At 58.8% G+C, this 10,510-nt stretch carries 8 protein-coding genes, 1 tRNA gene and 4 pseudogenes; 7 read left to right on the top strand and 6 right to left on the bottom strand.

Features of this window, described 5'->3' with window-relative positions; genetic code table 11:
• Window positions 1–136 precede the first annotated feature (136 nt).
• Together IVA96_RS20580 and IVA96_RS20575 are read left to right on the top strand one after the other, a co-directional pair.
• Window positions 137–1,497, top strand: a pseudogene (locus tag IVA96_RS20580) (IS110 family transposase).
• A gap of 12 nt (window positions 1,498–1,509) precedes the next feature.
• Window positions 1,510–2,124, top strand: a pseudogene (locus tag IVA96_RS20575) (IS3 family transposase); the annotation flags it as partial.
• A gap of 40 nt (window positions 2,125–2,164) precedes the next feature.
• Here IVA96_RS20575 and IVA96_RS20570 read toward each other — a convergent pair.
• Window positions 2,165–2,890, bottom strand: a pseudogene (locus IVA96_RS20570) (IS30 family transposase).
• Window positions 2,891–2,933: 43 nt separating this feature from the next.
• Between IVA96_RS20570 and IVA96_RS20565 the strand changes: the two are divergent.
• Both IVA96_RS20565 and IVA96_RS20560 read left to right on the top strand, forming a co-directional pair.
• A pseudogene (locus IVA96_RS20565) lies at window positions 2,934–3,211 on the top strand (IS3 family transposase); the annotation flags it as partial.
• Window positions 3,212–3,556: 345 nt separating this feature from the next.
• On the top strand, window positions 3,557–4,936 hold the full coding sequence (locus IVA96_RS20560) for an aspartate aminotransferase family protein (RefSeq protein WP_247277343.1): 1,380 nt from the start codon (window positions 3,557–3,559) through the stop codon (window positions 4,934–4,936).
• Window positions 4,937–5,375: 439 nt separating this feature from the next.
• Here the strand turns inward: IVA96_RS20560 and IVA96_RS20555 are convergent, their stop codons facing one another.
• The gene (locus tag IVA96_RS20555) at window positions 5,376–5,666 is read right to left on the bottom strand and encodes a hypothetical protein (protein ID WP_247418926.1); all 291 of its coding nucleotides are present in this window, start codon (window positions 5,664–5,666) and stop codon (window positions 5,376–5,378) included.
• 68 nt (window positions 5,667–5,734) lie between these two features.
• Here IVA96_RS20555 and IVA96_RS20550 point away from each other — a divergent pair, with 68 nt between their 5' ends.
• Complete coding sequence (locus IVA96_RS20550; protein ID WP_247418925.1) at window positions 5,735–5,992, top strand: GNAT family N-acetyltransferase; 258 nt, start codon at window positions 5,735–5,737, stop codon at window positions 5,990–5,992.
• Window positions 5,993–6,866: 874 nt separating this feature from the next.
• Window positions 6,867–7,058, top strand: a complete 192-nt coding sequence (locus tag IVA96_RS20545) for a hypothetical protein (RefSeq protein ID WP_247418924.1) — start codon at window positions 6,867–6,869, stop codon at window positions 7,056–7,058.
• Here the strand turns inward: IVA96_RS20545 and IVA96_RS20540 are convergent.
• Entirely contained in the window at window positions 7,053–7,286 is a 234-nt protein-coding gene (locus IVA96_RS20540) for a hypothetical protein (RefSeq protein WP_247418923.1), read from the bottom strand. The two genes, IVA96_RS20545 and IVA96_RS20540, sit on opposite strands and share 6 nt — an antisense overlap.
• Before the next feature lie 928 nt (window positions 7,287–8,214).
• Between IVA96_RS20540 and IVA96_RS20535 the strand changes: the two genes are divergently transcribed.
• Window positions 8,215–8,290: transfer RNA gene (locus tag IVA96_RS20535), tRNA-Ile, on the top strand.
• Between the two features lie 5 nt (window positions 8,291–8,295).
• Here the strand turns inward: IVA96_RS20535 and IVA96_RS20530 are convergent.
• The 3 genes from IVA96_RS20530 to IVA96_RS20520 all read right to left on the bottom strand — a co-directional run bounded on the left by IVA96_RS20530 (window position 8,296) and on the right by IVA96_RS20520 (window position 10,502).
• On the bottom strand, window positions 8,296–9,441 hold the full coding sequence (locus IVA96_RS20530; RefSeq protein ID WP_247418922.1) for a site-specific integrase: 1,146 nt from the start codon (window positions 9,439–9,441) through the stop codon (window positions 8,296–8,298).
• Window positions 9,438–9,674: an XRE family transcriptional regulator gene (locus tag IVA96_RS20525; RefSeq protein WP_247418921.1), complete on the bottom strand. Its 237-nt coding sequence runs from the start codon at window positions 9,672–9,674 to the stop codon at window positions 9,438–9,440. The genes IVA96_RS20530 and IVA96_RS20525 overlap by 4 nt, the downstream gene beginning before the upstream one ends.
• 522 nt (window positions 9,675–10,196) lie before the next feature.
• Complete coding sequence (locus IVA96_RS20520) at window positions 10,197–10,502, bottom strand: hypothetical protein (RefSeq protein WP_247418920.1); 306 nt, start codon at window positions 10,500–10,502, stop codon at window positions 10,197–10,199.
• Window positions 10,503–10,510: the final 8 nt, after the last annotated feature.

Here is a 10,510-nt window from a genome sequence, read left to right as displayed (position 1 = left end):
GCCGTTAAAAAACGTGGTCCATGGGTGCATGCGGACTTGGGAGTGGTGACGCTGCTCCGGCGGCGATCCCGATTAGGAAGATGACGATTGGCATAACCCTGACCCTCCTGCCCATTTTTAAATGGAGGACCTGCTTATGCCCAAGATGACGACGGGTGACCGCCCGGAGTTGAAGCCGGTCAATGTCGGCGCGGCCGCCATCGACATCGGATCAAAGATGCACATGGCTGCGGTGAACCCAGCCTGCACTGATACGCCAGTGCGCACCTTCGGCACATTCACAGAAGACCTGCATCATCTGACGGACTGGTTTAAGGCCTGCGGCGTGACGAGTGTCGCGATGGAATCCACCGGCGTCTATTGGATCCCGGTTTACGAGATCCTGGAGCAGCGCGGGTTTGAGGTCATTCTGGTCAATGCTCGCTACGCAAAGAACGTGCCCGGGCGCAAAAGCGATGTGAGCGATGCCGCATGGTTGCGCCAGCTTCATTCCTATGGCCTGTTACGCGGCAGCTTCCGACCTGATGCCGAGGTTGCAACCCTGCGCGCCTATTTGCGCCAGCGGGAGCGGTTGGTATGCCGCTGCCATATCCAACATATGCAGAAGGCCCTGATGGAGATGAACCTGCAGCTCCATCACGTGGTTTCGGATATCACGGGCGCGACCGGCATGCGGATCATCCGAGCTATTTTGCGGGCGAGCGCAATCCCGACGTGTTGGCAACCTACCGGGACGTACGCTGCCATTCTTCCATGGAGACGATCCGCGCCGCACTGGTGGGCAACAACCGACATGAACATGTCTTCGCCCTGACCCAATCGCTGGAACTCTACGACATCTACCAGGCGAAGATGCTGGACTGCGATCGCAAGCTCGAAGTCTTGATCGCTGCGTTGGGCAACAGAGGGACAAAACCGGGCGGAAAGCTATCCAGGCCACGCGTAAAGACCAGCAGGTCAACACACCCACGTTCGATGTCAGGACCGCGCTGCATGGTGTGCTCGGCGTCGATCTGACCGAGATCCATGGATTGGGTCCGTCGCTCGCCTTAAAGCTTATCGGCGAGTGCGGCACAGATCTGAGGGCATGGCCGACCGCCAAGCACTTCACCTCCTGGCTCTGCCTCGCACCGGGCAACAAGATCTCCGGCGGCAAGGTGCTGTCTTCGCGTACGCGACGATCCTCCAGTCGGGCAGCTGCGCTGTTGCGGTCGGCGGCCACAACGGTCGGTCGAAGTGATACAGCGCTGGGAGCATTCTATCGTCGGCTGTCCTCACGGGCAGGTAAGTCGAAGGCGGTGACGGCGACCGCCCGCAAGATTGCGGTTTTATTCTACAACACGCTCCGGCACGGCATGAGCTACAAGGATCCGGGTGCCGACCAATATGAGCAACAATATCGCAGCGCAAGTCGTCGCCAACCTTCAGCGGAGGGCCAAATCGCTAGGCTTCGTCTTGCAGGCCATTCCCGGGGACGCCAATCCGGCTGTTTCTTAGGAAGGCCGCAGCCTACTTCGCGAAGGAAGCGACATGAAGTTCGCCTTCGTCGCGAAGCACCGGACGATCTGGCCGGTGGCATGGCTATGCGATGCGCTGGGAGTGTCGCGGTCGGGCTTCCATGCCTGGCTGAACCGCTCTCCCAGCGCCAGATCCCGCAGCGACGAGGAGCTCGGCGGCAGGGTCAAGGCCAGCTTCGCCGCCAGCGACCGCACCTATGGTGCGCGCCGGCTGTGGCGTGGTCTGCTCGCCGATGGGGCGGACTGTGGCCTGCACCGGATTGAGCGGCTGATGCGCCTGCAAGGCTTGAGGGGCACGGCCGCGACGTCGGCGCTTGCCGAAGGACAGCGGCGATCGACAGCTCGAAACGATGCCGGCCACCTTCTGGACCGGCAGTTCGCTGCCGAGCGTCCGAACCAGAAATGGATCGCCGACTTCACCTATCTCTGGACGGCCGAAGGCTGGCTCTATGTGGCAGCGGTGATCGACCTGTTCTCACGCCGCGTGGTGGGCTGGTCGATGAGTGCCGCCATGACGGCGCAGCTCGTGACCGACGCATTGTTGATGGCCGTCTGGCGGCGCGGCAAGCCGGATGCGCTGTTGCATCACTCCGACCAGGGTAGCCAGGGCGGATTCAAACGGTCGTCGCAACACCAATTGTTTTCACTCATGACAGTAATTCGTCAAGCGCTTCTGCCGGCGTTTTCCAGCCCAGTGTCTTTCTCGGTCGGGCGTTGAGGGCCGCCGCTACAGCGGATATCTCGTCGGCGCTGTGGATGCTAAGTCTGTGCCTTTCGGAAAGTACTGCCGCAGCAACCCGTTGGTGTTCTCGTTAGTGCCGCGCTGCCAAGGGCTTTGCGGGTCGCAGAAGTAGACTTGGATGCCCGCATCGATCAGTTCGCTGCGTAGTACACCGCGGCCCTGAACGAAGAGAGCCTGATAGATGGCTTCGTGGCTGATGCGCATCGTCTTGTCGTCCGGGAAGTCGATCGGCAAGCGTCGGGCAATCTGCTCAGCGCTCCATGCCTTGGCCCATCGTCGATCCTTTCGCCGGCCATGCCGGCGGCCGTTCCACTGAACGATGGGGCCAGCAATACAAGCTCCGCTCGGGGCTACAACACTGCCGGCAAGTCTCTCCTCCACATAAGTGCGCAAGGAGAGGCTTGGCCGAAGATCTGAACATCGCTGGTGGCATGCCGCCTGCCTTTCGGAACAATCTGCTTCCGACAGGTTGCGATAAGCCGGCCTCGAACGCAGCATCTTCGCTGCTCTGCCCCGTGGCAATCGCCTTCCAAATGCTATTCTGTTCATCGCGTCCGGCCACAGACGGCCGGCCTGCCGATGGCAATGGCGCTCGTCCTGACCGCGCCGAACGTCGAATTACAACTTTCATCGCAACCTCCAACTTCAGGGTGTTGCGACGACCGTTAGAATCCGCCCAGTACACCAGCGAACAGTTCCAGCGCCTGATGGCCGACCACGGCATCGTTTGCAGCATGAGCCGCTCCGGCAACGTCTGGGACAACGCGGCGATTGAGCGCTTCTTCTCCTCGCTCAAGACCGAGCGTACGGCCAACAAGATCTATCGAACCAGAGATGAGGCACGCGCCGATGTGTTCGACTACATCGAACGATTTACAACACGGCCCGCAGGCATTCGACCATCGGCTATCTCAGTCCGGTTGAGTTCGAGCGCAAGGTGGGATTAGCTTAACCTGGTGTCCATCAAACCGGCAGCAGCTCAAACCAACAAATTGTATAGCCGACTAAGCTGCCCGCGATTCCGTTCACGCGTCCTCCCGGGCTACTGAGGTCGTCGTGCTCTTAGCCTTGGCGTCGCACCATCATTTTGGCGCAACTACCAACCTTGGTTGCGCCGGGCCTCTTTTCGCTACATCCGATTTCGCTATTGTTGAACGGCAACGTCGAACGGACAAGGATGCGACTCCAACCTTTCGGTGGCAGCAAGTGGGCCCCCATCGAGCCATAAGGTGGGGGCGCTTATCCCTTAGAATATGGCTCGAGACCCTCTGATGCAGAGTAGGAGAGGAAGCAGAAAATGTCCCACAGATTCAACGAACTCTGTGCTTGGGACCGCGATCACCTCTTGCACCCGGGGACGCACATCGGCGCGCATGCGCGAGGTGAACTTCAAACTCGCGTGATCAGCGGGGGCAAAGGAGTCTACATCACTGATAAGTCTGGGCGAACCAGCCTTGACGCCTTTGCGGGTCTTTTTTGTGTGAATGTCGGATATGGCCGCCAGAAGATCGCCGAGGCGATTGCAAAGCAGGCGAACGAACTCCCCTATTACCACGCATACGATGGCCACGGCACAGAAGCCCCGATCACGCTATCCAGGATGATCATCGACCGGGCGCCGAAAGGCATGAGTCGCGTCTTTTTCGGTCTATCAGGCTCGGACGCGAACGAGACAAACATCAAACTAATTTGGTACTATAATAATGCGCTTGGCCGACCGGAGAAGAAGAAGATTATCTCTCGCTGGCGAGCCTATCACGGCTCAACCGTCATGACAGGCTCGCTGACAGGCCTTGAACTGTACCACAACGCCTTTGATCTACCGCGTACGCCAATTCTCCACACTGAAGCTCCGTACTATTTCCGCCGCGCTGATGCGACCATGAGCGAGGAGCAGTTCGTCCAGGCCTGCGTCGACAAGCTTGAGGCAATGATTGTAGCCGAGGGTCCCGATACAGTCGCGGCGTTCATCGGAGAGCCGATCCAAGGTGCCGGCGGCATTATTCCGCCGCCCACCGGATACTGGGCGAAGGTACAGTCGGTTCTGAAGAAATACGACATTCTACTCATCGCGGATGAAGTCGTCTCCGGATTCGGCCGCTTGGGCAGGATGTTTGGTTCCGACCACTACGACATCAGACCGGACCTGATCACAATCTCAAAAGGTCTGACCTCCGCGTACGCTCCTTTGTCCGGCGTCATTATTTCGGACAAGGTTTGGCAGGTTTTCGTGAAAGGCTCCGATCAACTCGGTAGTATCGGTCATGGTTGGACTTGTTCCGCCCATCCTATCTGCGCGGCGGCTGCTATTGCAAATCTTGAGCTAATCGATGAGATGGACCTGATCACGAATGCTCGCGATATTGGAGCCTATCTCCAGTCCGCACTGACTGAGGCGCTGGGCGATCATGGAAACGTCGGCGAGGTGCGCGGCGACGGGCTGATGGCGGCGGTGGAATTTGTCGAGGATAGGGATAATCGCATCCTCTTCGATACATCAAAAAAAGTGGGTGAGCAGGTCGCCGCCGCGCTGCTTGAGCGTGGCGTTATCGGCCGCGCCTTGCCGCAGGGCGACATTCTCGGGTTCGCGCCGCCGCTGTGCTTAACAAAGCACGAAGCTGATATCATCGTCGAGAGTACAGTGGACGCAGTCAATGCTGTTTTTGCCACTTTTTGAAAAGGCCGCCTTACACCGGCTACCTCGCGCACCTGCCAATATCGCTTCAAAATGCGGCGGAATTATCCTTCCCAGCGATCCTGCGAGTTTCCGTCGGCTGGCCCTTTGGAATACCACCAGCGTCGCACGGCTTCCCAAATAGTACGCAACGTATCGGTCGCAGTCGAGCTTGCCGTCTCGACTCCGAACAAGCATGCATGCTGATGGAACCAAAACTCTTTATGTCGCGATACTGACGAGTGAGTTCTAGTGAATAGGCGTTAGTGCGACTTAAAATCCGGCGACGATTGTTTTCCAGAAGGAACAGAGCCGGTCGTGGATATTCAAGAGGTCATCCCCGATGAAGGGTAAGACCGTATGTCCGTCTCTGCCGATGAGATAGCTCGCCTTACACTGCGCGTCAGCCGATCCTCATCGCAGGAGGACAAGCCGTGGCAGATTATAGGGAAGCATTCGTCGGAATCGATGCCAAGCTGAGAAACGCCATCCGATTGCTGAGGCAGGCCGGGAAGAAGAAGTTCGCTTCTTCGGCGAGGTCGACGCTTCGGCAACCAACATGGGTCGCATCATAGCGCGGATCGAGTCCGGGGATAGCGATGATGTATGGCATCTGCACAGAAGCGCATCGCAGGATGTTGGTGTGTGTGGCCCGGAAGGGGCTTGGGAGGATGATTAACGCAATATCGGGGAAGTATACATCGCCTCGGGCGGAGACTTCGTAGTTGCGCATATTGGTGCCCGATTCGCTGCCATGGGTGGGCTGAACGTTTTGACGATGATGTCGCAGAACTTAGACGTATGCGGGTCGACCCCGTCTTTCAGCGACGAGGGTTTGGAAGGAGCGTTCTTCGTGAATTGGAGTCGCGAGCTGTAGCTCTCCGTTTCAAGTGGGTAATGCTCGACACAACAACGATCCAAGTAGGGGCCCAAAGACTTTATGAGAGCGCTGGCTATGTTCGCCGCAGGGAAGGGATGTTGCATGGATATGCGGTGATCTTTTACGAGAAAGCGGGCTCATTCGCCAGGATGACCCCGCATGAGCAAATGAGGTTGTGAGACCGGATAGTCCAGTGGAGCTCTACGGACGCGCAACGAGCACAAATTCAGTCACTTGCCCCCGACTATCGCCCAAACGCCCAAACTCGCCCTTGGGAATGATGTCGAAGCGCTCAGATAAAACCGTCACATCCGCGAGGACTTTCTCGTTGAGTCCCGCGAGATCTGCGATCGGAATGAATCGTGTCACTGTAGCTGAAGGAGTTGAAGGTTTCGCGACCGATAGGCCTCGAACGCACGCACAAACTCACGCCTGGCCGAACCAGCTTTGAATTCAAAACGAGAGCTGATACGGTGCGCCAGCGGCGGATAGGCGAAGACGCTCTGGAGCGTCGTGGGCTCGCGACGTGAGCGGATGCGCGAAGCGTCGTGGTCAGCGGAAGTCGGGGCCGCCTATTCAGACGGACGATCGCCACCTGCATGAGCGTGGGACAGACTTAAATTGCAGAGCGAGTGGCCCCGGCGCCATGCGCGCGGCAAAACTCTCCAGCCAGGGCAGCGTCGCGATCTTCGAGACGATATAGCGCATCAGGTCTCCCGCCTTGTCCGAACTGCATCGTTGACGTCGAATGCCTCAACTGCACGCAGCAACAAACGCATGATTCGCCGGGGTACCCCTGGCTATGTCCCGATCTGGCTTGCCAGCCGGCATACAAATCCACCTCAATTCAACCGCAACGGGCGCGTCCAATCGCCCGCTACGTCGGGTCAGCTTATGGTCGTCGTCCTTCCAGATCGTGATGCTACTCGGGCGGTATCGACCGCTTGCGTGCCGTAGCGCTCGCAGGCTCGCAACGAAGGACCCAGCTCGTACCCTCTTGGATCACGACTGAGTACCAAATCTGCATCGAGCAGCTGCGGATCGGGTCTCACCATGTTCGTGGTGCTCACGCCCCCCATTCGGATCAACTGCCATTCCGTAGTCTGGTTCAAGCAGCTCTCGCAGGCGCTCGATACGAGCGAACCGGAATGGATGGACCGGTTTGATCATCGGGCCAAGCCCCTCGGGTCGAATGCGAAAAATCGGATGATGAAAATTACGAGCGCGCGACGGGTGACTTCATGAGTCGACCTGTCGGTTCTCCGCCGAATGCCAGTCCGCGCCGCGGAGGCGGACCATCTCCCGACGGGACCGCTCGATGAAGATGCGCTCAACGCAAAAGCCGGCGGTCACTGAAGCCGCCAGCGCAAGGCCGCAGACCAAATAGTCATTCATGAAATTCAAAAACATGTTGCAGCCGGCGACTCCTACAAAAGTAAGTGCCATGACCGTATTGCGAAATGCCTTAACCATGTTGCCCCCAGGCAGTCGACGAGGGACTTCTACCATCGCAACCATGGCGATTAGCAGCGTTTGACCCTTGTGATGCGCCGTCTTTCTGCTCGATCAGCTTGGGTCCGGCCGCGCTTTCGACGGCCGTGGGTTCCCCATTGCTCGGCGCAGCTCATCGATCGAGCCCGGCCTCGGCGCGATCCACACCATCTGGGCGCGTCCCCGCCTCTATCACTTCCAGCCTGGCCTATTCCGGGTGGCGACAGCACAAGCGAGAACCGGATGCCTCTCGCCTTCAACTCGCGCAACTCGGGTGGCCGATTGCTTAACCAGATCCGATCCAAGAACGTGAGAGTGACCGAAAGATGTGACTTGAGATCGGCATTTTGACTGCCAATGTAAGCGGTCACGGCGCGATAATTGGCCAGATCGTTCGACGTGTCGAGCCGCAGCACTGTGGATAGGATTTCGGTATCGAGGGCGACATGGCTGTGACGGCGCCAAGCGAGCTTCACCGCGAGGTCGGCAAACCGCTCAGCCTCAACGAGTCGTTGCTGATAAGCGAAAGCGATAAAAGGCTAAAAGCCGGCTGATGCGTGCAATCCCTCTCTCGCCGTGGGAGGCCGGCGCAGTAATGACGGGCCTGTCAGACACGAATCGGAGCTCCAGAGATGATAAGCGTCATTGCCATCGTGTGGCGGCGACTGCCTGCGCGCCCAGTGGACCAACGCGAGAAGCTCACCTAGTCGGTCGGCCTGTTCTGTTCAGCAAGAATGAGCTAAGGCATGACTCAATCGGCACTTCTCGGGAGGGAGGGTAAGCGTCGTTTTCAGCGCTTACGAGGGAGGAGGAGCGGAGGGAGGCTCTTCAATGGGATTGCCAGAATGCCAGCCATTCTGTAAACGAGCCCCGCGCCGGTCCGAGCGTCGTTCAGCGGTCGCCAGCAGCGGGGCCTGTAGCTCAATGGTTAGAGCCGGCCGCTCATAACGGTCTGGTTGCAGGTTCGAGTCCTGCCGGGCCCACCATCTGGCTATTCGGGATTTGATTTCTCACGATTATTTTTCCGTTTCGTCTCATTGGTCGTTCTCGACCCAGAAAGTGAGACATTTTTCCGGTTTCGATACTCATCAAGGCGCGCAAAGGCGTTACTGCTCATCCTCGATGCGTTGGCCTCGCGGATATAAATCTCGGCGGTCTCGAGCTTGCCCCAGCCGAACACGGCGCAAAGCTCAGGTGCTGTCACTCCGCTCTCAGCCAAAGCAACAGCAGCCGCCTTGCGGAGCCCGTGAGCCGAGCAATGGTTCAGCGCAGCCGCGTCGCACCAGTCCCGCATCTTGTTGCCGAGACCGTTGATCGTGAACGGAGAACCAAGCTCCGTAACGAGATAGGTCATGTCTCCCGTAGGAGTGTTCGCCAGCGCCACGGCGAGGTCGGCGCTAATGGGAACGTCGATGGTCCGGCGCGTCTTCCGTTTGCCTCGCCCCTTCCACGCAACGAATCTCAGCCTCCCCTCAACTTCGTGCTGGCGACCGATCCGAGCCACATCGGAAATCCGAGCGCCGACGTTTAGGAAAATCTCGAGCGCGAGCCGGGCCTTTGTCCCGATCGCGTGATGCTTGCGGTAGACTTCCACCTCAGCCGGCGTCCACGTGTGCCAACCTTCCGTCTCGTGGATCTTCTCCACGCCGACGGCAGGATTGAAGGTCGCATGCTTGTTCTTGATCGCCCACTCGAACAGGGCCCGCAAATACTTGACCAGCTTGTCGGCTGCGGCGGGCGTCTCCCTGCGCTTATCCTGGCTGGCCTCGACGTCCTCTTTCCGGTACGCCGCGAATGGCATGTTGCCGGCCGTCTGGCAAAACCGATCTAGAACGCTCCGCTTGTCCGCTTGCGTGAGCGGATCGAAGCCCTTGAACTTATTCGAGCGATAATACTTATCGACCAGCCAATTGAAGGTCTTTTCCCGCGGAAGCGTGGGGGGCGCCGACGCTTTGCCCTCGATCGCCTGCAGCGCCTCGAAATAGGCCTTCATAAACGCGGGGGTGATGCGTCCGTCGCCGTCCTCAAACGTCTCCCTGATCCGGATCTTCCGGTGTCCAGGCGTGCGAACGTAATAGCGATCGTTACCGTTCGGGTCCGGATCATAGACGCAGTATTTCAGCCGCGTCTTGATCACGCGACGACTCCATCGAATGGATTTTTCGAATAGGAACCGTCGCGGAGCCGCTCCCACGCCTCCAAGACTTCTCCCGTGTCCCAGAGAACAACGCCGTCGATCTTGCGGCCCTTGGGCATGCGGCCACTGTCGCACCATTCTTGAAACTTGGTCGTCGACACGGCCAATGACGCCGCAGCCTCATCGCGACGTAGCGCGAAGCGAGGTATGGACATCAGGCGGTGGCGCGACATGCTGTACGGCTCCATTGGGCGCTCGGCCGGCCAGGCCACAAAGCGCGTCGTGGTTCGCGAAAGTTGCGAAACCGAGGCCCAATGAAAGTAGGGGATCTGTTTCGCGCTTAACCCGCTGGCCGCGGGGATGAAGTCGCACAAACTCAAAGTGAAACAATGGCGAAGCAAGGGCAGAGTGCCGATGATGGCGTGACACACTCGCCTCGAGACAGAGAGTATAGTGTCGGATAGTGAGCGGAAAGTGAGCGGATAGTGCACTCGCCGGGACGTGACTGACGGTGGCGACGAGCCAAACGACCTTTCGTCGTATGACCAAAGACGGTCAGGGGCGCGCAAGGTGGCGCGGAAGGTCCTACGTTCAAGGGATGGCAGCGTGATTCCACATGGAGTTACCGGCAAGAACTGGGGCGCCGCCCCGCGCAAGCATATGCAGAAAAAGCCCGGCGCACGGCCGGGCACGTAGTCGTAAATTCAGGGGCTTCGAGGCCATGTCTAATCAGGTGCGGAGCGGCCGGCGGTTGATCACTCGTTTCTGTGATCCGGCGGAGGGTTCGTGTCGGGATCGTAGCCCAGACGCTCCAAAACCAAGAAGCTGCGCACAATCGCCGTCTCAAGCAGCCGTATCATGGCCGCCAGGTGCTCCTTGGTTTCTATCAGACCCTCAACTGTCTCCGGTGCGTGACCGGCCGAGGCCAACTTACCGAGAGCATCTTTTAGCTCGTCCGGCGTGTAGGTCACCAGTTTTGCGGCCACGCGCACCTTGACGAGATTCGCGCGCTCCCACTCCTCGTCGGACCATTGGATGACAATGGGTATCGCCTTGAACATTATCGCGT

Origin of the sequence: Bradyrhizobium sp. 159, assembly GCF_023073795.1 — a bacterium.
In the GTDB taxonomy this organism is placed as follows: Bacteria; Pseudomonadota; Alphaproteobacteria; order Rhizobiales; family Xanthobacteraceae; genus Bradyrhizobium.
This window is presented reverse-complemented; position numbering and strand designations above follow the sequence as displayed.

What these genes read in the sequence shown, in the direction of transcription:
- IVA96_RS20560 (WP_247277343.1), top strand. Translation starts at nt 3,557, where the DNA reads ATGTCCCACAGATTCAACGAACTCTGTGCTTGGGACCGCGATCACCTC.
- IVA96_RS20555 (WP_247418926.1), bottom strand. Translation starts at nt 5,666, where the DNA reads ATGCGCAACTACGAAGTCTCCGCCCGAGGCGATGTATACTTCCCCGAT.
- IVA96_RS20550 (WP_247418925.1), top strand. Translation starts at nt 5,735, where the DNA reads ATGCGGGTCGACCCCGTCTTTCAGCGACGAGGGTTTGGAAGGAGCGTT.
- IVA96_RS20545 (WP_247418924.1), top strand. Translation starts at nt 6,867, where the DNA reads ATGTTCGTGGTGCTCACGCCCCCCATTCGGATCAACTGCCATTCCGTA.
- IVA96_RS20540 (WP_247418923.1), bottom strand. Translation starts at nt 7,286, where the DNA reads ATGGTTAAGGCATTTCGCAATACGGTCATGGCACTTACTTTTGTAGGA.
- IVA96_RS20525 (WP_247418921.1), bottom strand. Translation starts at nt 9,674, where the DNA reads ATGTCGCGCCACCGCCTGATGTCCATACCTCGCTTCGCGCTACGTCGC.
- IVA96_RS20520 (WP_247418920.1), bottom strand. Translation starts at nt 10,502, where the DNA reads ATGTTCAAGGCGATACCCATTGTCATCCAATGGTCCGACGAGGAGTGG.